The organism is Paenibacillus sp. FSL H7-0442 (assembly GCF_038593105.1).
Taxonomy (GTDB): Bacteria; Bacillota; Bacilli; order Paenibacillales; family Paenibacillaceae; genus Paenibacillus; species Paenibacillus polymyxa_D.
This window is the reverse complement of the sequence record NZ_CP151963.1, coordinates 5,559,598-5,586,041: the sequence shown is the minus strand read 5'-3', so window position 1 is coordinate 5,586,041 and position 26,444 is coordinate 5,559,598. Positions and strand designations below refer to the sequence as shown.

General features: G+C 45.7%; 26 protein-coding genes. 21 read left to right on the top strand and 5 right to left on the bottom strand.

What is annotated here, in order from left to right; translation table 11 throughout:
- Window positions 1-43 precede the first annotated feature (43 nt).
- The 8 genes from nikB (at window position 44) to MHH57_RS24660 (ending at window position 7,233) form a co-directional block, all read left to right on the top strand.
- Window positions 44-988 carry a nickel ABC transporter permease subunit NikB gene (nikB, locus tag MHH57_RS24695; RefSeq protein WP_209947580.1) on the top strand — a complete coding sequence of 315 codons (945 nt, stop codon included), beginning with the start codon at window positions 44-46 and terminating at the stop codon, window positions 986-988.
- On the top strand, window positions 988-1,818 hold the full coding sequence (nikC, locus tag MHH57_RS24690) for a nickel ABC transporter permease subunit NikC (RefSeq protein ID WP_080658671.1): 831 nt from the start codon (window positions 988-990) through the stop codon (window positions 1,816-1,818). The genes nikB and nikC overlap by 1 nt, the downstream gene beginning before the upstream one ends.
- A gap of 20 nt (window positions 1,819-1,838) precedes the next feature.
- Entirely contained in the window at window positions 1,839-2,663 is an 825-nt protein-coding gene (locus MHH57_RS24685; protein WP_342434648.1) for an ABC transporter ATP-binding protein, read from the top strand.
- A 38-nt stretch (window positions 2,664-2,701) separates the two neighbouring features.
- The gene (gene nikE / locus MHH57_RS24680; RefSeq protein ID WP_342434647.1) at window positions 2,702-3,511 is read left to right on the top strand and encodes a nickel import ATP-binding protein NikE; all 810 of its coding nucleotides are present in this window, start codon (window positions 2,702-2,704) and stop codon (window positions 3,509-3,511) included.
- 143 nt (window positions 3,512-3,654) lie between these two features.
- Window positions 3,655-4,464 (top strand): transporter substrate-binding domain-containing protein, encoded by an 810-nt coding sequence (locus MHH57_RS24675; RefSeq protein ID WP_342434646.1) that lies wholly within the window; start codon window positions 3,655-3,657, stop codon window positions 4,462-4,464.
- Between the two features lie 30 nt (window positions 4,465-4,494).
- On the top strand, window positions 4,495-5,211 hold the full coding sequence (locus MHH57_RS24670) for an amino acid ABC transporter permease (RefSeq protein WP_013312615.1): 717 nt from the start codon (window positions 4,495-4,497) through the stop codon (window positions 5,209-5,211).
- Between the two features lie 4 nt (window positions 5,212-5,215).
- A complete protein-coding gene (locus tag MHH57_RS24665) occupies window positions 5,216-5,983 on the top strand; it encodes an amino acid ABC transporter ATP-binding protein (RefSeq protein ID WP_029518797.1) in 768 nt (255 codons plus the stop codon).
- Window positions 5,984-6,216: 233 nt separating this feature from the next.
- The gene (locus MHH57_RS24660; RefSeq protein ID WP_029518796.1) at window positions 6,217-7,233 is read left to right on the top strand and encodes an asparaginase; all 1,017 of its coding nucleotides are present in this window, start codon (window positions 6,217-6,219) and stop codon (window positions 7,231-7,233) included.
- 47 nt (window positions 7,234-7,280) lie between these two features.
- Here the strand turns inward: MHH57_RS24660 and MHH57_RS24655 are convergent, their stop codons facing one another.
- The gene (locus tag MHH57_RS24655; protein ID WP_342434645.1) at window positions 7,281-8,228 is read right to left on the bottom strand and encodes a Gfo/Idh/MocA family oxidoreductase; all 948 of its coding nucleotides are present in this window, start codon (window positions 8,226-8,228) and stop codon (window positions 7,281-7,283) included.
- Window positions 8,229-8,340: 112 nt separating this feature from the next.
- On the opposite strand from MHH57_RS24655, the gene MHH57_RS24650 reads away from it, so the two are divergent.
- Window positions 8,341-9,300, top strand: coding sequence for a WYL domain-containing protein (locus MHH57_RS24650; RefSeq protein WP_342419078.1), 960 nt, complete (start codon window positions 8,341-8,343; stop codon window positions 9,298-9,300).
- A 41-nt stretch (window positions 9,301-9,341) separates the two neighbouring features.
- On the opposite strand, the gene MHH57_RS24645 is transcribed toward MHH57_RS24650, so the two are convergent.
- Window positions 9,342-9,587, bottom strand: coding sequence for a hypothetical protein (locus tag MHH57_RS24645; protein WP_013312611.1), 246 nt, complete (start codon window positions 9,585-9,587; stop codon window positions 9,342-9,344).
- Window positions 9,588-9,800: 213 nt separating this feature from the next.
- On the opposite strand from MHH57_RS24645, the gene MHH57_RS24640 reads away from it, so the two are divergent.
- Window positions 9,801-11,201, top strand: a complete 1,401-nt coding sequence (locus tag MHH57_RS24640) for a transcriptional regulator (RefSeq protein WP_328801250.1) — start codon at window positions 9,801-9,803, stop codon at window positions 11,199-11,201.
- A 209-nt stretch (window positions 11,202-11,410) separates the two neighbouring features.
- Here MHH57_RS24640 and MHH57_RS24635 read toward each other — a convergent pair whose 3' ends face one another.
- Window positions 11,411-13,147, bottom strand: coding sequence for an ABC transporter substrate-binding protein (locus MHH57_RS24635; protein ID WP_328801249.1), 1,737 nt, complete (start codon window positions 13,145-13,147; stop codon window positions 11,411-11,413).
- Window positions 13,148-13,294: 147 nt separating this feature from the next.
- Between MHH57_RS24635 and MHH57_RS24630 the strand changes: the two genes are divergently transcribed.
- From MHH57_RS24630 to MHH57_RS24615, 4 genes are all read left to right on the top strand, one after another.
- Window positions 13,295-14,881 (top strand): DUF4173 domain-containing protein, encoded by a 1,587-nt coding sequence (locus MHH57_RS24630; RefSeq protein ID WP_342434644.1) that lies wholly within the window; start codon window positions 13,295-13,297, stop codon window positions 14,879-14,881.
- Window positions 14,882-14,894: 13 nt separating this feature from the next.
- The gene (locus tag MHH57_RS24625) at window positions 14,895-15,461 is read left to right on the top strand and encodes a hypothetical protein (RefSeq protein WP_160788297.1); all 567 of its coding nucleotides are present in this window, start codon (window positions 14,895-14,897) and stop codon (window positions 15,459-15,461) included.
- A 12-nt stretch (window positions 15,462-15,473) separates the two neighbouring features.
- Window positions 15,474-15,620 carry a hypothetical protein gene (locus MHH57_RS24620; RefSeq protein WP_342434643.1) on the top strand — a complete coding sequence of 49 codons (147 nt, stop codon included), beginning with the start codon at window positions 15,474-15,476 and terminating at the stop codon, window positions 15,618-15,620.
- A gap of 161 nt (window positions 15,621-15,781) precedes the next feature.
- On the top strand, window positions 15,782-16,219 hold the full coding sequence (locus MHH57_RS24615) for a hypothetical protein (protein ID WP_328801247.1): 438 nt from the start codon (window positions 15,782-15,784) through the stop codon (window positions 16,217-16,219).
- Window positions 16,220-16,292: 73 nt separating this feature from the next.
- Here MHH57_RS24615 and MHH57_RS24610 read toward each other — a convergent pair whose 3' ends face one another.
- On the bottom strand, window positions 16,293-17,408 hold the full coding sequence (locus MHH57_RS24610) for a WG repeat-containing protein (RefSeq protein ID WP_342434642.1): 1,116 nt from the start codon (window positions 17,406-17,408) through the stop codon (window positions 16,293-16,295).
- A 382-nt stretch (window positions 17,409-17,790) separates the two neighbouring features.
- Here MHH57_RS24610 and MHH57_RS24605 point away from each other — a divergent pair, with 382 nt between their 5' ends.
- From MHH57_RS24605 to MHH57_RS24585, 5 genes are all read left to right on the top strand, one after another.
- Complete coding sequence (locus tag MHH57_RS24605) at window positions 17,791-18,108, top strand: PTS sugar transporter subunit IIB (protein ID WP_029518773.1); 318 nt, start codon at window positions 17,791-17,793, stop codon at window positions 18,106-18,108.
- On the top strand, window positions 18,101-18,433 hold the full coding sequence (locus MHH57_RS24600) for a PTS lactose/cellobiose transporter subunit IIA (RefSeq protein WP_013312602.1): 333 nt from the start codon (window positions 18,101-18,103) through the stop codon (window positions 18,431-18,433). The genes MHH57_RS24605 and MHH57_RS24600 overlap by 8 nt, the downstream gene beginning before the upstream one ends.
- An 84-nt stretch (window positions 18,434-18,517) precedes the next feature.
- Window positions 18,518-19,846, top strand: coding sequence for a PTS cellobiose transporter subunit IIC (gene celB / locus MHH57_RS24595; protein ID WP_023990964.1), 1,329 nt, complete (start codon window positions 18,518-18,520; stop codon window positions 19,844-19,846).
- A 73-nt stretch (window positions 19,847-19,919) separates the two neighbouring features.
- A complete protein-coding gene (locus MHH57_RS24590) occupies window positions 19,920-21,329 on the top strand; it encodes a glycoside hydrolase family 1 protein (RefSeq protein ID WP_342435191.1) in 1,410 nt (469 codons plus the stop codon).
- A 202-nt stretch (window positions 21,330-21,531) separates the two neighbouring features.
- On the top strand, window positions 21,532-22,242 hold the full coding sequence (locus MHH57_RS24585; protein WP_023990962.1) for a GntR family transcriptional regulator: 711 nt from the start codon (window positions 21,532-21,534) through the stop codon (window positions 22,240-22,242).
- A 95-nt stretch (window positions 22,243-22,337) separates the two neighbouring features.
- Here the strand turns inward: MHH57_RS24585 and MHH57_RS24580 are convergent, their stop codons facing one another.
- A complete protein-coding gene (locus MHH57_RS24580; RefSeq protein WP_053326400.1) occupies window positions 22,338-22,874 on the bottom strand; it encodes a PadR family transcriptional regulator in 537 nt (178 codons plus the stop codon).
- A gap of 212 nt (window positions 22,875-23,086) precedes the next feature.
- Between MHH57_RS24580 and MHH57_RS24575 the strand changes: the two genes are divergently transcribed.
- Together MHH57_RS24575 and MHH57_RS24570 are read left to right on the top strand one after the other, a co-directional pair.
- Window positions 23,087-24,358, top strand: coding sequence for an OFA family MFS transporter (locus MHH57_RS24575; protein ID WP_023990960.1), 1,272 nt, complete (start codon window positions 23,087-23,089; stop codon window positions 24,356-24,358).
- Between the two features lie 36 nt (window positions 24,359-24,394).
- Window positions 24,395-26,344, top strand: a complete 1,950-nt coding sequence (locus MHH57_RS24570) for an FAD-dependent oxidoreductase (protein ID WP_342419074.1) — start codon at window positions 24,395-24,397, stop codon at window positions 26,342-26,344.
- The last annotated feature ends 100 nt before the right edge of the window (window positions 26,345-26,444 follow it).

Below are 26,444 nucleotides of genomic sequence, written 5' to 3'. Positions count from 1 at the left end.
AAAACGAAGGGTAACGTTCGTTTACAGGATAGGAGGACAACTCATGATCAGCTATATCGGGAAGCGAATGGTAGCGGTCATTCCTATTGTTCTCTTTGCCACCCTCGTTACCTTTGCACTGATTCATATTTCACCAGTTGATCCGGCCGAGGCCTATTTGACGGCTGCTCATATTTATCCTACTCCAGAGATTCTGGAGCAGAAAAGACATGAGTTCGGGCTGGATCAGCCTTTGCTGACGCAGTATATGCATACACTTCAAAGAATCAGTCAATTGGACTTTGGTACTTCGTATCTGACCAACAAGCCGGTATGGGATGAGGTCAAAGTTCGGCTGCCCGCCACTTTTGAATTGGCTGTGAGCAGTATGGTGCTATCTATTCTAGTGAGTATCCCGTTGGGCGTGCTAGCGGCGATGCGTAAAAATGGCTGGATCGACATGCTTAGTCGAGGAATTTCATATTTTGGGGCGTCTATTCCCCAGTTCTGGCTGGGATATTTGTTAATCTTCTTTTTCTCTGTCCGATTGGATTGGCTCCCTGTAGAGGGGCGAGGAACGTGGCAGCATCTGGTGCTGCCCACGTTAACCCTGTCGCTGGTTCTGATTGCTTTATATACGCGCCTGCTGCGTTCCAGTGTGTTGGAGCAGCTGCAGGAAACGTATGTGCAGTATGCCAGAACTAGAGGAATCCGTGAGCGGGTGATCATGCTCAAGCATGTACTGAAAATTGCCATTGCTCCACTGATTACAAGTATGGGTATGAACCTGGGTAAACTTTTGACCGGAACGATTATTGTGGAGCAGGTGTTTTCATGGCCCGGGTTTGGCCGTTATTTTGTGGAGGCGATTTTTAACCGGGATATTCCCGTCATACAATGCTATGTGTTTTTGGCGGCATGCCTGTTCATCGTATGCAATTTGCTCGTTGATCTGGTGCATTTGTATATGGACCCCCGAATTTCATCGAAGGGACGAGCAGAGCAGTGATGATAAGATTGCGTACAATGTTCAAAGGTCAAAAGGTAATCGTGGTCTGCTCTGTCGTACTGGCTGCTCTTTTTATTATTATGGCGCTAGCTCCTTGGCTGGCTCCCCATGATCCGGTTAAAGTCAGTTTACTGCACAAGCTGGAGGGACCTTCCAAAGAGTACTGGTTGGGAACCGATCATTTGGGTCGGTGCAATTTATCCCGGTTGCTGTATGGCGCACGGATTTCGCTAGGCTTTGCAACCTTAATTTTCCTGTCCTCGCTTAGCATCGGCGTTGTGGTCGGGTCGCTTGCGGGTTATGTGGGCGGCTGGGTCGATAGTGTGCTGATGCGGTTTTGCGAAGGTATTATGGCGTTTCCGAATTTGGTGCTTGTGCTGGGCATTGTCGGTATTTTTGGACCGGGCCTCATGCAGGTGCTGCTTGCATTAATGATGGTGCAGTGGGTGTATTATGCCAGAATGTGCCGCAATATGGTCGTCAGTCTGAAAGAACGGAATTTTATAGCTGCCGCAAGGATCAGCGGGTCCTCCTCAGGAGCCATTATCCGGCGGCATATTATTCCGAATGTGCTGCGGCCGATTGTGGTCATTGGTACGCTGGAAATGGGCTGGGCGATCATGGATATTTCCGCGTTGTCGTTCCTCGGTTTGGGCATCCAACCGCCGACTCCCGAATGGGGAGCGATGATTCATGAGGGAACGGGATACATCCGCAGCCATCCGGAATTAATGATCTATCCGGGGGTCATGATTCTGGTGGTGGTGATGGCCTTCAATATATTGGGGGAGGCGCTGTCCGACCGATACGGAATTGCCAAACGTCAGTAAAACAGGAGTGAGTTACAACGATGGACGACAGGACGAAGGTGCTGGAGGTCAGCGGCTTACAGGTGAAGCTCAAAACCGATGCCGGGGCGGTATCTCTGCTGGAGCCAACTCATTTTGAGCTGAAAAGGGGACAAGTTCTGGGTCTTGTTGGCGAGAGTGGAAGCGGCAAAACGGTGACTTGTAAAGCGTTGCTCCAATTGCTGGATCTCCAGACGATGGACGTGGAAGGAAGTGTCCGTCTGAACGGGCGTGAGCTTAACGGAATGGCGGCTGAGGAGATGCGCCGTATTCGGGGCAAGGAAATCGCGTTTATTATGCAAAATCCGATGAGCGCCTTTACGCCAGTGTATACGATCGGAGCTCAGTTTATGGAAACGGTCCGCACGCACACCGGATTAACCAAACGACAGGCCCGTGATCTTGCCATAACGGCTCTGGAAAATATGAATTTGCCCGATCCAGCCAAGCTGATGAAGCGTTATTCATTTCAGTTGAGTGGCGGGATGCTGCAACGAGTCATGATCGCCATTTCCATGTGCCTGCGGCCAGCAGTGGTTATTGCCGATGAACCAACGACGGCGCTTGATGTGGTCAATCAGCTACAGGTGCTAAGAGAGCTGGATCGCTTGCGTACGGAATACAATACGTCCATTTTGCTGATCTCGCATGATCTGGGCGTCATTTCCCAATTGGCGGATGAAGTGGCTGTCATGCAGCAGGGACGTATTGTTGAGCAGGCTGAAGTCCATCAGTTGTTCAATCACCCGCAGGATGAATATACGAAAATGCTGCTGCATGTCAGACCCAAGTTGTTCCTCCGAGGCATAAATCAGGTAGGTGGTTAGTCGCCTGTTCGACAACTACACTTTCAAAAGGGGAGCGAATGCGCATGCTACAAGTGAAGGAAGTAACCCATAGCTATGGAAGGCGCAAATGGCTAGGCCGCTCTGAACCACGTCCCCCTGTGTTGGCTAACGTTTCGCTTACTATAGAGAGTGGATTTTGCCTAGGCTTACTTGGAACCAGTGGAGCCGGTAAAAGCACGCTGGGCAAGATTATTCTAGGGCTGGAGAAGCCGCAGGAGGGTCAGGTTCTGTTCCAGGGACAGGACATTTATAATGCGAGTCCCCAGGTCCTCAGGGGACTGCGACGGGATATGCAAGTCGTATTTCAGGACTGCTACTCTGCTGTAAACCCCCGAATGACCGCCGGGCAGATTATTGGGGAGCCATTGGACAATTACGAACGGTTATCGGTGAAGGAACAAAAAAGAACGGTCGAAAGCCTGCTGGAACGGGTTGGCCTCAAGCCAGAGGATCGGATTAAATATCCGCATCAGTTCAGCGGCGGACAATTGCAGCGGATCAACATTGCACGGGCGATTGCGCTCAAACCAAAGCTGATCGTGCTGGATGAGTCCGTCAGTAGCCTCGATATGGTTCACCAGATGCACATTTTATCCCTGCTGGGAGAACTGAAATCTTCGTTTGGATTGTCATATCTGTTCATCACGCATGATATTCGGGCAGCTTATGCTGTCTGCGATGGCATTGCTGTGATGGAGCAGGGGAGATTGATCGAGCGCTGTGATGAGAAGGATCAGATTTTTGAATCTGCTCATCCGGCTGTACGACGGTTGATCTCGTCCATTTTGCCGGAACATCCAGCAGAGCGTTTTCCGCTTCATGGATAACAGTGGACCCGCAAGGGTCCTTTTTTTGTGCAACATATAGCTAAATAATCAATATGAAATTTACTTGTTGTATTATTTGAATAACCCGTTATAATATAAAATCATAGTAAATTACTTGGATATTAAAAAGGGGATGTCATAATATGAAGAAATCTGCTTTGGTAGCAGCGATTGGCCTATCTCTTGTGTTATTAACGGGTGCCTTGAGTGGATGTTCCTCGAAGGATGCGGCATCGGGGGATAAGGTAATCTATGTCGGCACACAAAATGACTACCCACCGTTTGCTTTTACGAATGATAAAAACGAGCTGACTGGATACGATGTGGAAGTAGTCAAGGAGATCGACAAGAAGCTGGACGGCTATAAGATTGAATTTGTACCTTCGGGCTGGGATGCGATATTCCTTGCACTGGATTCGAATAAAGTTCAGATGATCGCAGATGAAGTTGCCAAAAATCCTGAACGTGAGAAGAAGTATTTGTTCTCGGATGAGTCTTATTTCTCGGCTCAGTCGGTTATTATTGTGAAAAAGGGTAGAATGGATATTCATTCCCTCAAGGATTTGGAAGGCAAGAAGGTAGCAGCCTCGGTAGGCGACTCCTACACACAGTTGCTGGAACAGTATAATGCGAAGAACGGGAATAAAATTATTTTGAAATACAATGATACAGGCACTTCGTCCGATAACCTTCAAGACGTGCAAAATGGCCGAGTGGACGCTTATGTGAATGATCCGGTTATGGCGGCGGCAACGATCAAGAAGGAAGGTTTGCAGGTGGAAGCTGTGGGCGAGCCGGTGCAAAGTGATAACATCAACCTGGTGTTTAAAAAGGATAAGCAGGGCGAAGAGCTGAAAGCTAAAATCGACCCGATCATTAAAGAGCTGAAAACGGACGGAACACTGAAAAAATTGTCTGAACAGTGGACAGGTGGAGAATTTATTCCTCAGTAATAACAATGTAAAGGGTAAAGTGGGGTTCCTATGGAAAAGCTGTTTGATCTTGATTATATGTTGAAAAGCCTTCCCCAGATCGTCGAGTATCTCCCCGTGACCTTATGGATTGCGTTTGTGTCCATGCTGCTGGGTGGGATCATCGGGTTAGCTACGGCTTTAATCCGGATATACAAGGTGCCTGTCTTGGCGCCATTGTCTACGTTGTATGTCTCGTACATTCGGGGAACACCGCTCATTGTGCAGCTGTTTCTCGTATATTACGGAATACCCAAGTTTCTGTATTATTTCCAGAGCGAATATGGATTCTTACAGCAATTCAATGTCTATGTCATTCCGCCCGAGCTGTTTGCGTTGCTCTCATTTTCATTGAACCTCGGGGGATATTTGTCGGAGACGTTCCGGGCGGCGATTCATTCCGTCGACCGGGGACAATTTGAGGCTGCCAATTCCATTGGTATGAGCCAAACACAGATTATGCTCAAAATTGTACTGCCACAAGCGCTAACGGTGGCTTTACCCAATTTGGGAAACACGCTGATTAGTACGGTGAAGGATACGTCTTTTATTTTTATGATCGGTGTCGTCGATATGATGGGACAGGCTAAAATTATGGGCGCGCGGGCGCTGGCCTTTTTTGAGGTATATGTTGCGGTGTCTCTGATTTACTGGTTGGTATGTATTATTATTGAGCGCGGGCTTGTCGTGCTGGAGAAGCGTATTCGAATTTACGAAAGAAGTGAGTAAGGGTATGATTCAACTTCATCAAATTCATAAGCATTTTGGACAGCATCACGTGTTGAAGGGCATAGACCTGACGGTAGGCAAGGGAGAAGTCGTAGTGATCCTGGGCCCAAGCGGATCGGGGAAGTCCACGCTGCTGCGCAGCATTAATTTTTTGGAACAGCCGACCAGTGGTGTTATTGAAATTGACGGTGTAAAGGTCGATGCCGCCAAGGCGGGAAAAAAGGACATTCTCGGACTACGGATGGCAACGGCAATGGTATTTCAGCAATATCAGTTGTTTAAAAATTTGAATGCACTCCACAATGTGATGATTGGTCTGACCAGTGTGAAAAAGCTGGATCGTAAGCAGGCGAGAGAGATCAGTGAAGGCATTTTGGAAAAGGTCGGGTTAAAGGATCGTATGACCTATTATCCTGCCCAGCTTTCGGGTGGACAGCAGCAGCGAGTTGCGATTGCCCGTGCATTAGCATTGAATCCACAGGTGTTGTTATTCGATGAACCGACTTCCTCACTTGATCCTGAACTGGTGGATGAAGTACTGTCCGTCATTCAAAAGGTGGCGAGTGAAGGCAATACGATGATTATTGTCACGCATGAGCTTGGTTTTGCGAGAGATGTAGCGGATCGGGTTGTACTAATGGAGCATGGCGTGATCGTGGAGCAGGGACCCGTGGAGCAGTTTTTCACCAATCCGAAGGAAGAACGGACACGGCAGTTCCTGGGCAAAGCGTTGGTACAGAGAGCGCCACAGGAGCAGCCTGTATCCCCATAAGAAGTACGTGGATGGGTTATAGGTATGTGCAGCGCTGTAGAGTTATTGCACCTATAGAAAAAAGCACGTTAGACAAGTCGCAGGAGGAAGGAAAGCCCGCGCTTGTTTGTCGTGCTTTTTTTGGCTCCTCATATCCCAAATTCTTTTCCATTGCAAAGTAGCTTATCACACTTATTCATGATAAATTCTAAGAACAATACAGTGAAGATGTAATCGGGAAGGAACATTGGCATATGAAAAAGGTTTTGTTCATTAATACCGGAGGGACCATTTCTTCCTCCTATCAGGAAAACGGCCTGACACCGACCCAATCGGCTGAAAATATTTTGGCGGAAATTCCGGAGCTGAAGGAGATTTGCGAGATTGATGCCCATAATCTGATGAGCATTGATAGCACAAATACACAACCTGAGGATTGGGCTTCTATCGCCCGGATGGTACATCGTTCGCTCGATCAATACGACGGTATTGTCATTGCACACGGCACGGATACGATGGCTTATACGGCTTCAGCCTTGAGCTTCATGCTGGGAACCGTAGACAAACCCGTCGTCGTGACAGGTTCGCAGGTTTCCATTTTGGCGGAGCACAGCGATTCCAAAAAAAATGTAATTGACTCATTCCTGACCGCATGTGGCGAGGTGGCCGGGGTTTTTGTCGTGTTTAACGGCAAAATTATTAACGGCAGCCGCAGCTCGAAGATCAGAACACGCAGCTATAATGCTTTTGAGAGTATTAACTATCCGTATATCGGACTCGTGGAGAACGGTAAGGTGGTCTATACGGAGGGCGTATTTGCAAATCGCGGTACCGCTCGTCACCCATACAACGACGGGTATGCTTCGGAGGTATTTCTGCTCAGGCTGATTCCGGGTACGAATCCGGCGATTTTCGATGCCATTCAGGGCTTGGGCTATAAAGGTATCGTCATTGAGGGCTTTGGTATGGGTGGCGTTCCTTTTAAAGAAAGAAGCCTGATCAGCAAAATCGAGGAGCTGATGAAGGACGGTATGAGTATTGTCGTGACTACTCAATGTCCTTATGAGGGCGGGGATTTGACGATTTACGAAGTGGGACAAAAGGTACTGGAGAAGGGCGTTATTCCGGGGTATGACATGACAACGGAAGCGCTGGTGACGAAAATGATGTGGGCGTTGGGGCAGACGACCGACCCGGCAGGGGTAGCCAAGATTATGGCAACGAACTACGCGGACGAAGTTTCCTTGCCTGCGGATACAGCTTCCTTATAGGAAGCTGATTTCCGTAGATAAGAACAGGCATAAGAAAAAATACGGGATTAACGCTGGGCTTGCCCCAGTCTGCTTTTAATCTCAACAGCCACTTTCAGCGCTTGTACAGCCGATTCCAGTGGAATCAGGCTTTCCGAATGTCCGCCAAAGCATTCAAGTGCATGATCCAAACTTTTTTCATATGGATTGGCAGATTCGAGGTTGATTTTTTGCTGTCCTGATGCGGTATACTCATATAATACTGTAGGTATAAGATCGTTTTCGTCGCTTTCATGAAATACCAGCTTGGCCTTTTCAAAATAAGCCTCATAGGCCACTGTGAAAGGGTAGCTTCCCGGCATGTGGGATGAGGCGATGACTTCTGTGAATGTATCCCGATGCTGAAAGTGAGCCCGAACCTGTGCTTGTTCAGGATGGGTAACTTCTGTACCCCAGACTGTATATGGATCACAGGGGCCTAATAGCCAGGTCAATAAATCCAGTTCATGAATCATGAACTGAGTAGGAATGGAGCTTAGTCCAAGATCCCCCCACAGAGGAGGCGTTTCTCTTTTCAAAGATAAGGAGATGAGCTTCCCATATTTCTGTTGGCGGTATGCCTCATACAGATAGGTATAGGCGGGATCAAACTTAATGAACTGGTTGACCAGAATCTTTTTGCCATATTGCTTCTCAGCTTGTTGCATAAGAAGAGCGTCTTCGAGATCAAAGCAAATCGGTGTTTCACAAAATACATGCTTACCGTGCTTCAGCGCATCCACAGCATATGATCTATGCAGCTGGGAGGGCAGGCATAGATCGACGATATCCACGTCTGGATCCAGCAGAATATCCTCTATATTTTGTGTGACTTCTACGTTTAGCTCCTCTTTCAGCTTTTGCAGCTTGGTTTCGTTCCTTCCAAATACCATGATTCTGTTTACTTTGGGATGGTTGTTTAACAGTGAGGCATGATACGCGCCGAATCCCGTCCCCAATATTCCAATATTCATCATCCATTACACCCCTTTACTTCTATGATACACACCTATTACTGCCAACAGGGTGTCAACAATCGTTGCATCATCTTTTCAATTCGGGTTAACCATCTATTGTGGAGGTATGATTGTGAGACTGCATCGTTTAATCGCGATTTTATTATGTATCGAATCTAGAGGGAGAATGAAGGCCAAAGAATTGGCGTTGGCACTGGAAACCTCTGTGCGCTCTATTTACAGGGACATCGATCTCCTGGCTGAAGCCGGCGTTCCGATTGTTACCGCATCCGGCCCGAAGGGCGGAATTTATTTAATGGAGGGTTATACGGCGAACCTGAAACAGTTGAATGGCGGGGATGTTATTCAGTTGTATTTAACAGGGATGGGCATTTATACAGGTGGGCCCACGGAATCGGGTTTGAAGTTAAAGAATGCTCTGCTCAAACTGGAACAGACGATGCCAGACCCGTATCAGTCCGATATTAAGAAAGCCAAAGCGCGGTTTTATTTTGATGATACGCCGTGGTGGACGGAACGTATAGCCATTCCTTGTCTTGAGGCCGTGAGAACTGCAGTGTGGGGATCACATAAAATAACCATTCAATATGAGAAAGCTGACGGAATCTGTTCTTCCCGTCATGTGCATCCCTATGGACTTGTAGTGAAAAAAGGAGATTGGTATCTCATTGCCTTCTGTGAAGTTGGGCAGGAGATTCGGACCTTTAAATGTGAGAGAATCAAGGAGGTTCTGCCGTCTGCGGAAGTCTTTGAGGTTCCGGTGGATTTTTCGCTGGAACATCATTGGATGAGGCAAGAAACCGCGTTTAAGCAGCTTTGTACAGAGAAAGAATACTATCCCGTTTTGATCCGAACGAATAAGAAGCAAGCGGGAATTATAGCGAAAAGAATGGAAATCATCCAGTCTGTACAGGAAGGCAATCATTTCATTCTAACGGTCAACATGTATAGTTATGAAGCGGCTTGTCGCGATGCTATGGATTGGATCGGTAGGGTTGAAGTTGTGGAGCCTGTAACACTCCGACAGTTTGTGAAGGAAGAAATTAACCGACTCCAGAGGATATATGGATAAATGATTAAAAAAACACCTGCCTAGGGCAGATGCTTTGCTTGTTAAGTCCAGGCCCAGAGAAATCCGTCACGATCCCAGGCAATTCTGCCACCATGAAGTTTGCGGAATGCTTTTTTGATTTCTTTTTCCAGAGATACATGACCATGCTCGCTTATAAACACATACTGCTCTCCATACTCAGAGCGTACATATGCAATTGCATCTTCTTGTTTCAGGGTGCCCACTTCACGGATCTGCGCGACCATCCATTGTGCAATCTCTTGTTCTGTTGTAGGGGTGTTGTCCATTTGTCGCATCCTTTCCTGCGTACCGATTGGGTGTAGCTGTTCGGCTCACCTCCCCGTAGTATACGGCAATTCGGAGAATTATTGAATTTTTTGATATAAATTTACTTGAGCGGTTGGCTAAGTGGGCTTTCTTTTGTATAATTAAGGGAATATTCACGGGAATTTTCTTTTTTTGTATTGTAATCATGCAAGTAATCCCTGGGGGTGCCTGATTTGAAGGAAACAACCACAATTCGCGCAGAGCTGGAGCAGTACATCAGACGAGAAGGAATTACGATTAGTAAGTTTGGGGAGAACACAGGTATTAATGCAGGAACGATCAGTGCCATTATTAACGGTAATCGTCCGATTGCAATGCTGCTGTTGGATCGAATTGGTGCAGGCATGGGGCTTGAAGAAGGGAGCCTCTATGAGTTATACATTGATGAATTTATACGGAATACGGCACCGAATTGGCGACGGGTTCGTCCCTTTTTGCATCGCTGTGCAGAGCTGAACAAACTGGATTGTATTAAGCAAGTCGTGGAGTTTATGATGGACTATCTCATATACGCCCCAGCTTTGTTTGAGACAGCAGAAGAATTATTCAGTGAAGGTAAGTTCGAGGCTGCGGCAATTATTTATAAAAATGTTTCGGAAAGTGAGAAGTACCAACATTCAGAGCGTCTGGCGCTCTGCCAATACCGTTTATTTACGATTGCCGTTGGCGATGACCAGGACGAAAACTTATGGGCAGCCACACACTTTGAAAGCTTTGTGGAGCGATTGGGTGAAGCAGACCAACTGGATGCCTTAAGAGACTTGGCTAATACCTATGCCTCCTTGCGGCGTTGGGATAAAGTAGAGTGGTTTGCTGAAAAAATGGCTCAAAAAGCCAAGGTACAATACGAGCAAAAATACGGAAATACCAGAAGACCGGAGCGTGGCAAGGAACCTAAGGGTCCTTTGTTTATGTATATTGTATATTCTTACGTGCTGCGTGCCGGGGTGTGGGATGAGCGCGGGGATTATCAGAAGGCACTGGAATTTGTATCCCTATACTCTGATTTGAGCTGGGTGCAAGAGGATACGGAAGAAGCTCGGCGTTTAAAGGCCCTTTGTAGCAACTGGGCTGAGGCCAACGGGTATTTATATCAGTTGATGTCCGGCAGTCTGGATGTGATTCCACAGTATGTAGATTATTTGGAAAAAAACGAAGGCGAAATTCTCGTGGGGTTACATAAAATTATGGTAGCGGCCAACCGTTATGATTTTAATGTAGACCATGTACTGCAACGTTTTGAAAAACAAATTGAGGCATTTGCAGATCAGCATGTCAAGGTTGGCACTTATACGGAGCAAATGTCAGCAGATCTCTATGCACGATTTTTGGCAGAGATGGCTTGTTATGATCTCAACAAACACCGTTATACCAAAGGTATGAAATTCTTGCTTGAGAGCCTTTCTTATTCCGTCGTGCTGAATGGTAATCCTGTCACAATCAAATGTGTAGGATTATTTGAAAAGTATCGACATACTGCCACTTCTCAGGACAAAGAGGAATATAAAAACTTACTTGGAGAGGTAGAGTACATCCATGATAAAAAAGATCGTTTTTTCTCTGCTCGCATTTAATGTTTTTATCCTATTGAATTTTTCACCCGTTACCCCTCCTATGGAAGATCCTAGCGATGTCCACAGTCATGGGTTGGGGGGATGGGCATTTTCATCCCTTGATACATCTACTTGAAAAGATCTGGATTGTCGTAACCCAAAAGGTATCCTCTTGTGAAAAGAGGATGCCTTTTTTTGATCATGCGATGCGCTTGAATGGACCGCTTGGCTCAAGGCTTGGATGATGGAGGTACAGCAGGCGGAAACCAGACATGACGCAGATCCACCCAGCCCTGACTGTTAAAAGATACGCCACGCACAGAAGGGAGATAGGCCGTCTGAACGGGCTTTTCATATAAAATATGCAGCTGGTGCTCATCCATGAGCCGAGTTTCGATATGTTCGAATTGCTGCGCCCTAACAGTATGATCGGCCTCCCGTGCAATTTCACGCAGCAGTCTTTCGATATCCACACGGCTATGAGGCTCCACATGCCCAGATACATTGAGATACAAGTCAAACAGGCGTAATTGCTCATCACGGTCACGAAAGAGAGAAAAGATGATTAAGTCTGACTCCATACGGATAGATGAGCTTTTGAATTCGTTCATAGATGCGGCCACGATGTTACAGGTATACCCACAGGATTCGAGCTGAGCCGCAACCCGGTCTGCGTCTGCTTTATATTCGGGAATGGTAGCAATTTGCAGCGCCGCCAGTGGTTCATAAGAATCGTTAGATGAATCCACTGCTGGAGGAAGGGAGCGATGATCCAGACATGCTACAATGCGGGCACGTATTTCTGGATTGCGTAGTGGTCCATCCTTGTGTGTATTACATGTGATAAATTTGCGTACCGAAGCCGCCGAGTGAATCTGGCTCCATGCGGTATCCGTATCTCCCGCCGATACGGGATTATGGATAATGTGAAAAGAAGAAGCGGTGTCTTCTGTATCCGACGATTCCAGCTTAGTCGCCCACGGGAGTTGGACAATTTCCACTCGGTCCAGATGAGCTCGGCCTTGAAAATAAGGTGCGAAAGCCTCCAGTGTACACAGGCTTTCGTTCATTTCCGTGACTTTGAATGCCCCTGTACCGACAGGGCGGATGCCAAAGGCGGCTTCACCCACCTGATTAAGCTCACGCGGCACAATCGCAGCCCGGCTGGTACACAGGAAGGATAGAAACAGCTCGTTCGGCTCCTTTAGTACGAAGCGTACTATCGTTGGACTTAGCGCCTGGACGTGCTGAATTTGCCGGACGATAAAATGGTAAAGTCTCCTTCCCGGCGCCCGACTCAGTCGCTCAAAGGTATAGACGACGTCTTCAGCGGTCAGTATTTTTCCGTTATGAAACAACACTTCTTTACGCAGGAAAAAGGTCCACTGTGTACGAGTGGTGTCCACCTCCCAAGCGTGCGCCAATCCCGGCAAAATCTCGCCGCTTTCGTTCGCCCGGCGGGCCAGACCATCAAAGACGTGGCTGGATACGAAGGACTCGGCGAGCCAGTTCAAATACAACGGGTCCAGCGTATAGAGCTGCTGGCGAATAGGCAGACGCAGCGTGTCGATCTGCTGCTGATCACTGCGCACCTCCGCGTGATGCCCAAAATAATTCAGCAGCCAGCCTTGCAAATGCTCCTGCATAGTGGAGGAGCGTGAATGAACTCGAATTTCATCCAGCGCGCGTTTGATATCATGGCGGTCTATGGCTTGCATCATGGATTGCACGGCAATGTCTTCCGGCTGAATGAGGAAGCGCAGACTGGAGCGGCGACCTCTGCCTCGGCGAGGAGTCCATTGTATCCAGTCGTGCTGCTCCATTTTCTGAATGATCATCAAGGCGTTGCGGTGAGTACAGTCAAAAATAGCCGCCAGCTCATCCAGCGTCGTCTCTATGGTATGGTTTTCGTCCTTGTCGTCAGCTGCGTGTGAGTGAAGCCTTAAAAATTGGGCATGGAGTTTCATTCAAGGTTGCTCCGTTTCCTCTATATTTGATTAAAAGCGTAGTCACTTTTATAAAATAGGAAATTTTGTTTGAATTAATTTCTCTTTATCTTCTTATTTTATCATCTACAATAAGGGTTATAAAGCATATTTGTGGAGGTATTTACCATGCATGACAAGATGAATGGAACGTCTTTGCCGAAAGCGTCGTTTCTGTCCGCCTTTGCTGGCGCAATTGTGTTGGCGCTGGTTCATCAATATCTGTTTTACGGACATGGGCTGGGCGTGTCCATTCCAATTTTTGTTATTGGGTTTTACGCCTATATGTATGCCTTTAACCGAGATCGTTTCCAGCCCGGGTCATGGATAGGGCGTTTGCTGTTTGTGATCATTTTCATGCTGGCATTGACATACGCGCTGTTTAATAATCCGGTCCTGTACGTGTTAAATGTGCTGGCGATACCTGCTCTGATTAGCGTACATATGGTGCTGCTGTTTGGGGAGAAAAGGCATGGCTGGTCAGAACCCGGTATTATTGGTCAGGCGTTAAGCCATTGGTTTTATCAAAACTTTCGTCATATCGTGACCCCCTTTCGGATGGTCAAGACAGTAGCCCTTCGGAATGTAAAGGATGAGCGTAAGCGTGTATTGGGCAAAGTGATGATTGGTTTACTTATTGCCTTGCCGCTACTGTTCATTATCATATCTTTGCTGGCTTCGGCGGATGGGATGTTCGAAAAGTTGTTAGCTGGAGTACCCGAATGGATCGGAACGCTGTCCTTTGGGAATGGCATGCTGCGGCTGATCTGGACCTGCTTTTTCACCTTCTGTTTCTTCTGTTATTTGTGGGGATTTGTACAGCCTGCTCCGCGTAATACGCAGAGAGAGACCCAATCATGGCACGGGTTAAATGAGCGCACGAATGGCCAAACCACCGAGTATGATGGTCACTCTTCAGTGATGATTGACCGACCAACGGTGCCTTACCACGATCCGGTCGCGATTAAATTTGACCCTGTCATTACCGCTACGGTGCTGATTGTCATGAATCTGGTGTATGTTGTGTTCGTCGTGTTGCAGTTTGGATATTTGTTTGGGGCATGGGAAGGTGCTCTGCCCGAAGGAACCTCGTATGCCGAATATGCGAGGAGAGGATTCGGGGAGCTGGTTATGGTAACAGGTATTAACTTTGTGCTGATGATCAGTGTATTGAAGTGGACTGAATTTGGATCAGGTATAGTGCAAAAAATGAACAGCGGCCTGCTGTACATACTCGTGGGTTGTTCGGGTGTGATGCTGTATTCGGGATATACCCGGCTGGTTATGTACGAAGAAGCATACGGCTATACGTACACCCGCTATTTGGTACACGCGTTTATGATTTTTCTGGGCTTGCTACTGCTTATTGCAGCAATGCGCATTCATTTCCGTCAACTGCCGTTGGCGAAATATTATATTGTACTCGCTCTGGTCGCCTATGTCGTCGTGAACTATGTGGGCATTGATATACGGATAGCTGAAAATAATCTCGAACGGTATCGCACGACATCGGTGATAGATAAGGAATATTTGAGTGAGCTATCGGCGGACGCGATTCCGCTGCTGATTGACTTTAGCCGTAAGGAACATGGATCACTAGATGAGTTTTTACAAGCCCGTTTGACGAGCATGACGAGAGAAGAATCGGCTTGGCCTGAATTCAATTGGGCAAAGTATCGAGCGCAACGGGAATTGCACGACTATATTTTGGAATGAGAGGTGTTTGGGAATGATCGGAACAGAAACGGCACAGGGTATGGTACTGGAGCTACAGGATGAAATGTCACAGTATCAGCATCAGTTTGGTGTAAGACGGAACGATTTTCTCGTGGAGGCTATGTCTTACGGAATGAGTGAGGAGGAAGCTCGGTCTTATGCTATCCAGAGTATCGGTCCGGTCGTTCCCGTCGCCTATATGCCTACGTTGGCTCCCGGTAAAATCCGACCACTCAGTCCAATGCTGGCAGCGCGGTACCGATATGCGGGGGATTGGAAGGATATCGACGAGCATCTGCTCCTACCTGATGAAGTCCTGCGGATCGCAGGTACAGAGCAGTTCCGCAGCTGGATCAGCGATATGCGGAATTACTGGGTGGAATCGGCTCCATACCGATTCGGGGATGATCGTCTTTCGCTGCTGTCGGTTGCGAGCGAGGAAGAAGGTCACTTTTCCATGCTCGTCTGGAAGGAGCCTGGTGAAGAGCCTGAAGTATGGACGTATGCTTTGCAGCATGAATATCGATTCAGTCATCTGCTCCATTGGTTCAAGTGGCTGAACGGGCGCAGTGAAGAATGAGAGGTACAAATGATGAAAAAGAATCGTAATTGGATCGTGCTATTTATAGGCATCGCTCTGATGGTGGGGGCAGCAGACTATTTAACACAAACGAAGCCTACGACTACTCCTGAGCTTATCGTTCCAACCGTAATCAGTGAAGAAAGCCTTCAGTTATGAGAATGAAGTTAATTTTTTGTAGTATTACGTTGTTAAAGTAAGCTGGAAATCACCCTAATAGTTGAGAGGGAATTGAGGCCAACATCAATGAATGTGGAGCCATTCAGATGTTCAAGCGACTCCGTCGTTTCCTCTACAACTTATATTCAGGGGGAATTTCAATGGCTAGAAGTGCAAGTACTTATGCATCTGTAATTGACAGTTTTAAGGTAGAAACGAACAAAAAGTATTCGCCAGTAGGTGGAACGAAGTGTAATATTTTTGCTCAAGATGTGATGTCCGCGATGTCGGCTGACTTACCAAGTGGCTTAGCCAATCAAATGGCTGATGCCTTACTGAATAAAAGGGCGCCGGGCTGGTACTCTGTAACCTTTCAGGATGCACAAAAAAGAGCCAATCTCGGGTATCCTACGATCGGGATCAAGAAAGAAGATGGTCATGGTCATGTAGTCGTTGTCAGACCGAAGGGTTCATCGATTACGATTTTGAAAGAGGTACAGGTTGCTCAGGCGGGGACCAAAAATTATAACAGTAATACCATCAACTACTCGTGGGTGGCAGCAGATCTACCTGGAGTGAAATTCTACACACACGACTAATTATATTCGATATATTGGAAATTTAATGACCCCGGAAGCAGATCCACTCGATCTGTTTCCGGGGTCGTCTTTTTTATTTTGAAACGGAATGTTTAGATACAATGAAAGCTTTGCCTGGCTTGATAAAAGCAACAGCATAGCCATTAGAGAAGGAGGAGGATTCTGCTCTGTACTCAAGTTTAGTCAGCAGTTGTCCTTGACGATTGATGTAACCGAATTTGCCGCCTGAGACGGATGATTGTGTTTGTTTACCGACTAAAGCAAAGCCTTCTTTGAACGGAGAGGCAACATCGTATTTTTGTTGATATTTAATGACCAGCGTTCCGTTTTTATCAATAAATCCGACTTCGTTTTTTGCATTTTTCACACTCGCCAGGCCTTCACTAAAATCCTGGGCATCCGTAAATTTAAAGGGAATCGCGACTTTTCCCTGTTTATTGATGAATCCCCATTTTCCCTTGGTATTTTGCACAGGGGCCAATCCTTCCGAGAAGTCTCCACCGGATTTATATTGAGGAGGAATGACTTCTTTCCCTGCTGTATTGATATACCCGTATAGCCCCTTGCTATTCTGAACAATAGCCAAGCTATCCGAGAAACCACGACTGTATTTGTATTTATAAGGAATCGCTAGTTGACCAGAGGCATTCACAAAACCGATCTTGCCAGTGTTAGGGGCGTAGGCGAGGGCCAGACCGTCTGTAAATACATATTCTGACTCCACATTTTCTTTAAAATGAGAAAGGATTTTTCCCGTTCGATCTATAATTGCATTTTCTTTAGTGTCTGCTATGGTAACCTTGGCTTTTCCTTCAGAAAAGAAATTGGCTTCGGTATATTGGCAAGGGATGACCAGTGCCCCTTTGGTGTTAATGTATCCATAGTGATTGGTTTTTGTATTTTTCACGACAGCTCGCTGCTCATGAAAATCACCAATGGGTTTAAGCTCGGCGGGAAGTGAGAAAGCTTTCTCTCCTTTGGAATTGTAATACACGAGGTTTCCAGCAGATGTTTCAGCGGCTAATAATCCATCATGAAAAGCACCATCGCTCAGCGGACGAGCAACGTTGTAATCCAGAGCAGTTTTAGAAACTTCAATGGTTGTTGTGCTGGATGCGGCCCAGCCTGTTCCAATAACAGAGAGGCTAGTAACCAGAATCAATGCAGCTAATCCTAACTTTTTTAACATGCATAAGCTCCTTTGTGAGTTGATTTTTTAACTTCAGGCTTCGGGAAATCTTATCCTCATACGTAAGGTCTTCCATAATATAGACGATAAAAATGTAGGAATGTTTCTTGATATTCTAAATTTTTCTAATTTTCAGCACATGAGAAAGCCCTGCTTCCAAGTATGTCGCTTGCTCCCTTTCACACCTATCGAGTAATCCTCAAATGTGGGGCAATAAACACATTGATTTTCTCAAAAAAAGTGAAGAAGTAGTGTCATTTTAAAAAAAGTCTATACATATAAATTAAATGTATAGACAAATCAAAAGACTGGATTTATAATTACGCTGTAAACGTTTTCTAGTACTTAACATCCAATCAGACCTTGAAGGGAAGGAATAATCATGAAGAAAATTTTACTGGCTTGCAGCTCAGGTATGTCTACAAGTTTGCTGGTTACTAAGATGCAGGAATATGCTAAGTCCATTGGGGACGAGGCTGAAATTTGGGCAGTAGGTCAAGATCAGGCGGCAGAAGACATGGCTAAGGCTGACGCGGTATTGATTGGCCCACAAATGAGCTTTCTGAAAGGACAACTGGAAAAGGAAGCAGCTCCATATGGTATTCATGTAGAAGTGATTGACATGATGGCATACGGGATGGTTGACGGTAAGAAAGCCTACGAACAGGCCGTGAAGCTGGTGGAACGCAAAAATGGATAAAGTCAATATAGCTGAACTGACGGAAGAGCAAATTAGTTTCCAACTTATTCTTCATAGTGGAAGTGCTCGCAGTAAAGTAATTCAGGCGCTGACCGAATACCGAAATGAGAATGTAGAAGGTGCGGACGAACTGCTCAAACAAGCCAAGCAGGATTTACGTGCTGCGCATGATATCCATTTTCAAATGGTTAAGAAGGAAGCGGGAGGTACCCAAACTCCTTTCTCGCTCCTTCTAATGCATGCCGAGGATCATCTGATGTCCACGGTTACCATGAAGGATCTGGTTCTAGAATTGCTGGAGCTGTTCAAATCCAGAAATTTATAACGGAACATGTAAGTTTGTGAAATTTGGGACATGAAAGGCTTGCAACCCTATTGATGCAAGTCACTTCGCGGGGAGGAATAGGCTTTGTTTGAAAAATTAAGCCGGATACTGATACCTATTGCCGGTAAACTGAACAACAACCGCTATCTTACTGTACTGCGTGATGCATTTATGCTGTCATTTCCATTAACTGTTTTTGGCTCCATTATCGTCGTTATTATCAATCTGCCGTTTCTAAAAGGGTGGATGGGCGACGGCAATTATGCGACTTTTAGCAGTCTGCTGAACATTGCGCCTAATGCCACACTGAATATCATGACCTTATTTGTAATCGTCGGGATTGGGTATTATTTATCTCGAAGTTATAAGGTAGAGCCCATATTCGGCGGGATGATTGCGTTGGCCAGTTTCTTGATGCTCACTCCGTTTGTGCTGACACAAGAAAGCGGTGCCACGATTGCTGGTGTCATTCCGGTTGATCGGATCGGTGCCAAAGGCATGTTCCTTGGTATGATCGTCGCTTTTATCGCGGCTGAGATATACCGAAAGGTGACGCAGCGGAATTTTGTCATTAAAATGCCTCCAGGCGTTCCGCCGGCAGTTGCCAAATCATTTGCCGCTTTGCTTCCGGCATGTATTACATTGGGCATATTTTTGATCATTAATGTTGTAGTTACACTGACCCTTCATAATAACCTGCATGATCTGATTTATCATGCTGTACAGGCACCTCTGGTGCATTTGGGCAGTGGCATTATACCTACATTGATTGCTATTTTCTTTGTTCAGCTTTTATGGTTCTTTGGGCTTCATGGTCAAATTATTATTAACTCGGTTATGGACCCCATCTGGAATACGCTGGCACTTGAAAACTATGAAGCGTACTCCAAAGGAGCAGAACTGCCGCATATCATCACCAAGCAGTTTGTGGATATTTACACCGTAGGTATCGGTGGTACAGGTATGACACTGGCTGTCGTGCTTTCGATTCTGATCTTCCTGAAGAGTAAGCAATTGAAGCAGGTCAGTAAGCTTGCCCTTGGACCGGGTCTGTTTAATGTCAACGAACCCGTCATATTCGGTCTGCCGATTGTGATGAATCCGCTTATTTTTGTTCCATGGGTTATTTCTCCAATGATCGTTACGCTGATTACTTACTTTGCCATGACCACCGGGATTGTGCCGCCGCCAAACGGAATACAGGTTCCTTGGACGATGCCGTTGTTCTTTAGTGGAATGATGGCTACGGGCTCCCTGATGGGTGGCGTGCTGCAGTTGTTTAATATGGCTGTCGTCTTTGTCATCTGGTTCCCGTTCCTGAAAATTATTGATCGGATGAACGTTCGTAAAGAGCAGGAAGAGGAGCTTAGCCAAGCAGCCATTGCAGGTAAGGATCAAACTGTTGGAATGTAATGTGAATAAGCTGCTAGATTAGCAGTTTATTCACTGCAAAAGAGAGAGGAGTAGAGCTGTGAATCATACCGAAATGAAAGATATAGAGCAGCAAACCATTCAATACCGTTTTCCATCCGACTTCTGGTGGGGTTCCTCAGCTTCGGCTACCCAAACAGAAGGAACCGTGGAGGGAGACGGCAAAGGACCGAACATTTGGGATTATTGGTTTGAGCAGGAGCCGAACCGTTTCTATGACGGGGTCGGCCCTGCCGATACGTCCCGTTTCTATACCCGTTACAAAGAGGATATTGCACTCATGAAAGAGCTTGGCCATAACTCTTTCCGGTTCTCTATTTCCTGGTCACGCCTGTTTCCGGCAGGGAAAGGTGCAATGAACCAGCAGGCGGTTCAATTCTATACTTCCGTCATTGAAGAATTGCATCAGGCGGGTATTGAGCCGTTTGTGAATCTGTATCATTTTGATTTGCCGATGGCTTTACAGGAAAATGGAGGCTGGGTGAACCGGGAGACGGTCGAAGCTTACGTGGATTACGCTAACACTTGCTTTGAGCTATTCGGGGATCGTGTAGCCAAATGGTTTACGCATAACGAGCCGATTGTCCCGGTGGAAGGCGGCTATCTATACGATTTCCACTATCCGAATGAAGTGGATTTCGGCAAAGCTGTACAGGTGGGATATCATACCTTGTTATCGAGCGCGAGTGTCATTAAGGCTTACAGAGAGGGCGGTTACAAGGGCAAAATCGGAATTATTTTGAACCTGACGCCGACTTATCCGCGTAGTCAGCATCCGGCAGACGTGCAGGCTGCTGAAATATGCGACGCGTTCTTTAACCGTTCCTTTTTAGACCCATCTGTGACGGGAGAATTCAATCCTTTGCTCGTGGAGCTGTTACGCCAAGAGGGATATGTACCAAGCATGGAAGACGGAGATCGGGAGATTATACGCCAGGGCACTGTGGACCTGCTGGGGATTAACTATTATCAGCCGCGCAGAGTCAAGGCTCGTGAAAGTCTGCCGAACCCGGATGCGCCTTTTGTGCCGGAACGTTTCTTCGATTATTACGTCATGCCTGGTCGCAAGATGAATGAGATGCGGGGCTGGGAGATTTATGAGAAAGGCATTTACGACATTCTGACCAATGTCAGAGAAAATTATGGTAACATTGAATGCTTCATTTCAGAAAACGGAATGGGCGTTCAAGGTGAAGAAAAGTTCAGAGATGAACAGGGCATGATCCGCGATGACTATCGCATTGATTTTATCCGTGAGCATCTCAAATGGGTCCAACGAGCGATCTCAGAAGGCTCCAATGTGAAGGGCTATCACCTATGGACGTTTATGGACAATTGGTCCTGGACGAATGCTTATAAGAATCGCTATGGTTTTGTGTCTGTCGATCTTCAGGACGGTGGCAAGAGATCCGTTAAACAGAGTGGGCACTGGTTCAAACAGGTGATCGAGAATAACGGATTCTAAGGTGGTCCTCTGGACCACCTTTTTTTCTTCATCATCGTCATAGAACTGTGCTGTACGCCGCTGGTGAGAAAGTATAATGTTCGGTATACTTACTTATACCGTAATACCTTAACGTCCCGCCTGCAGAACAAAAGGAACCAGCGCTACCGATGTTTTGGTAAAATGCTGACATAAAATAATTTTTAGTACAGGTGGTAGACAGATGAACAAATACGAGCGGATTGCACAAGAGGTCAAAGAGCGGATTATGAATAAGACCTATAGCAGTGATGATCCGATTCCCGATGAGATCTCACTGGCAAAAGAGTTTCGTGTAAGTCGGATGACGATTAAGCGGGCATTGGACACATTGGTGATGGACGGGTTGCTAAATCGTAAAAGAGGACATGGAACATTTATCGTCAAATCGGTTCACAATGGCCCTGTTAACGTCGTCGTAAATGAAATGCTGGGGTTAACCAACGTACTGCGCGGGAAAGAAATCAAAAATAAAATCGTCGCCTTTGACGTTCAATTTCCATCCGAAGAGGTAGCGACCCATCTATTTATTGATGCCAATTCTCCTGTATATCATGTGATTCGTCTGCGTGTCGTGGAGGGTGAGCCCTATGTTATCGAGCGCACATACATGCCCACGAAGCTGATCAGCGGTATTACAGAGGAGGTGCTGTACGGCTCGGTGTACAAACACATTAAGGAGGAGCTGGGACTTAATATTGTCGGTTCACACCGTACCATCCGGGCCTCCAAGTCAACGGAACTGGATCGTGAGCATTTGGACTGCGCAGCGGATGATCCAATCTTGGAAATTGAGCAGGTGGGTTATCTAGATACAGGTATACCATTTGAATACTCGTTCTCGCGGCATCGGTACGATAAATTTGTGTTTACCACAGTGAATCGAATGCGTTGATTAGTAAAAAAATAAGCATAAGGGTTCGAGCTACATATTCTCGAATCCTTGTGCTTTTTTGTGTTTACAATAAGTTTAAGGGAAAATGAGATGCTTTATTTTTTACAATAAGCAATAAAACTTTCTATCCATTGTATGGTTATAGTTTCGCGTAAAATAGCACCATCTAATACAAGATAATCGCCAAAATTATCACTATCAAGAGGAGGAATAGTTTCATAACGTTCTTTATTTTTGCGTAAATGTTCCAGCCTATCTTGATGTTGAAGCAGCTGATGTTCCAACAAATATAATCGGGTTGTTATATCCAGATGATTAGAAAAATACATTCTCAGCCTAAACACATCTTTGGGAGTGGGTTCAATAGGCTCTGCTTTTTTTAGCCATTGTAAAAAATCTTCTTTGCCTTTCTCCGTAATCGAATACAATTTTTTTTCTAAAATTTCTCCGCTAATTTGGATCTCGTAGACGATAAGTCCCTCATTAAGCAGTTTTTTTAATTCTGGATAGATCTGACTATGCTTTGCAGTCCAAAATTCGCCTAAATCTTTACTGAATTCTTTACCTATATCATAACCAGTCATAGGTTCTTTATTTAACAAGCCCAGAATGGCATATTTTAAAGTTCTCATAAGGCACTCTTCCTAACATTTTCGTCGTTTATTGGTTAAGTATAACATATTTAGCGAGTCCACAATAAGATTGATATATTATTGAAAACATATTTAATAAAACATATAACTACATACATGTTCCTGTTGATATATTGCAAAGCACGTGTTAATATTATTTCGAAATATGTGAATGATTTCACAATACAACGACGAGGGAGAAGAAGATCTCAGTGGAACTTACAAAAAAGAGATGGATTATTCTGATTGCAAGCTGTTTTATTAATCTGTGTATTGGATCAATTTACGCGTGGAGTGTATTTTCTGCCCCAATGGCAGAATATTTGAGCAGCGTCACAGGACTTAGTTTAACACCGGGGAATTTGGCTATTGCATTTACGATTACAAATTCGGTAGGTCCTATCACGATGATTTCAGGTGGCTGGATTAATGATCGATTCGGGCCCAAAAAAGTGATCTTTGTAGGGGGCTTGCTATTTGGAGGCGGTATGATTTTATCAGGATTTGCAACATCTGTAGGTTACCTGGTATTGGCGTACGGTATCGTACTCGGCCTAGGAACGGGAATGGTTTACGGATGCACAATTAGCAACTCTATTAAGTTTTTCCCTGACAAAAGAGGATTAGTTGGCGGTATAACAACGGCTGCTTATGGAATAAGCTCAGTTATTATACCTCCTATTGCCAATAGTTTAATCAGTAGGTCTGGTGTGACATCAGCATTCATTATCATCGGTATAGCATTTCTTATTATTGTATGTGCTGCTTCTTTCTTCATTGAGAAATGTCCATCTGACTTTGTTCCTGCAGGATGGACACCCAAGACTGTAAATGTTGGCCGTTCTATTCAGAACGACAAAGACTGGAAAGGCATGCTCTCAAGCCCTCTGTTTTATATCATGATCTTGTTATTAATGTGTGGTGCTTTTGCCGGACTCATGTGTACATCACAAGCTTCTCCTATAGCTCAGAAAATGATTGGTATGTCTGCGGCAGCCGCTACGACAGTTGTTTCCGTATTGGCATTGTTTAACACGGGCGGACGAATCGTTGCAGGCTATATTTCGGACAAAATCGGTCGAATCAATACCCTGGCTTTTTCTTCTGTCTTTTCGGTCATAGGACTCACATTGCTTTATTTTTCAGGCGAAGGTAGTGTGTTGACATTCTATATTGGTATTTCAGTTATTGGTTTATGTTTTGGTGCACTGATGGGGGTATTTCCTGGATTTACTGCCGATCAGTTTGGTGTGAGAAATAATAGTGTGAATTATGGAATTATGTTTATTGGATTTGCAACAGCAGGATACTTTGGCCCATCGATTATGAGTCATGTTTACAGCACAGACAGTAGCTATCAGAGAGCCTTTGTCATTGCGGCCGTACTTGGCATAACCGGACTTGTTCTAACATTTGTATATAAGTTCACTACCCGAAAAAATCAGAAGATGGCTGTGGATATGAATCAGAAAGCTATCAATTAACCCATAGCAATAAATACAGATAAGGAGCATGAGATCATGCAAAGAAAATATCCCAATCTATGTAAACCAATTACAATTGGAAATGTGACTTTCAGAAATAGAATGTTTGGCTCTCCTATGGGAGGTACAGATATTACAGCTGACTGCACTATTGGACCGAAATCTACAGCTTTTTATGAATTAAGAGCAAAAGGCGGTGCTGCGTCAGTTACGGTCAGCGAAGTCGTGGTTCATCCTGAGACGGAAGCTTCCCATATGTACCATCTGGATCTGGGGACAGTAGATTCTCTTGCTAGTTTTACCTATACTGCAGACGCTATTCGCCGTCATGGGGCAATTGCCAGTGTGGAATTGTCTCATTCTGGACAGTATGCAGGAACTTATCTGACTGACAAAAATAAGAAACAAGGACTTGCTCAGTGGGGACCCAGCCCCGGAGTACGCCCGGATGGCAGAGAAGTAAAGGAACTTTCGCAAGAACTAATTGATGATATCGTAGCAGCTTATGGTAGATGTGCTGGACTGGCCAAGAGAGCAGGTTATGAAATGATTATGGTTCATGGCGGACATGGATGGTTGATTAATCAGTTTTTTTCTCCTTATTTCAACCGCAGAACAGACAAGTATGGCGGAACTTTGGAAAACAGGGTGCGTTTTGCACAGGAGGTTCTGGACAGTGTCCGTGAAGCGGTGGGTTCTGGCTTCCCAATCGAGTTTAGAATGAGTGGTTCGGAGTTATTTGAAGGCGGCTATGACCTGACAGAAGGTATAGAAATTGCTAAATTAATCGAATCAAGAGTCGATTTACTCCATGTATCTGCTGGAACCTATCAGACAGGCTTTGGTATCACACATCCTTCGATGTTCTTGCCTCATGGAAGTAACGTTTATCTTGCAGCAGAGATTAAGAAGCATGTAAGTGTTCCGGTTGCAACGGTCGGCGGATTAAATGACCCGGCTCAAATGGAAGAAATCATTGCTAGCGGTCAGGCGGATGTTGTTGAAATGGCTCGCGCACTGCTTGCTGATCCAGAGCTTCCAAGAAAGGTGATGAGCAACCGCGACGAGGACATTATTAAATGTCTGAGATGCTTCACCTGTATGGCAGAACGTGCAGAAACATCCACAAGACGCTGTACGGTTAACCCATTAATTGGTCGCGAGATGGATGGAACAGAAATTTACCCTTCCCCTAATCCACGCAAGGTTTTAGTAGCCGGTGGAGGCCCAGGCGGGCTTTATGCAGCTCTTACTGCAGCCAAACGCGGACATAAAGTTATTCTATGTGAGAAGGCTGACGAGGTAGGCGGTATTTTGAGGGGAGAGCAGGCGATTCCTTTTAAATATGAGATGTATGAATTAGGTGTTACTCTCGGAAAGCTGGCTAAAGACGCTGGCGTTGAGATCCGTTTGAATACACCTGTTACTAAAGAGTATGCAGAGAAAGAAAATGTTGATGCGTTAATTATAGCAGCTGGTTCCGCAGCAATTGTTCCTCCAATTCCTGGATTGAATGGTGATAACGTAGTCATTGTTAATAACTACTACCTGGAGCAGGACAGGGTCAGCGATAGCGTAGTCGTATTGGGAGGAGGTCTGGCAGGCTGTGAAGCAGCCATTCACCTTGCTCAGGAAGGTAAGACTGTTCATCTGGTAGAGATGAGAGCAGAGCTGGCTCCGGATGCTAATATTAGACATCGTCCCATTATGTTAAAAGAAATCGAAAAGAATAACATTCAAGTTCATTTAGGATTTAAAGGGCTGAATGTTACACAAGAAGGTGTTGTTTGCGCTGATCAAAATGGTGAAGAACATCTTGTTCCAGGTACTTCAGTCATTTGTGCGCTTGGACAACGGCCAAGAAGAAACGTAGTAGATGAGTTAATTGATTGTGCACCTTATGTCGCACAAATCGGAGATTGCGTTAAGGCATCTACCATCACGACTGCAATATATCAAGGATATCATGCAGCGCTTGATATCTGATTATCTGCGACTCACTATCACTGCCCGGCATGTGATACTTCAGGAGTCTAAGAGAGGCACTCGAACATAGCGGTTCAACACAAATCGCACAGCTCCTGCA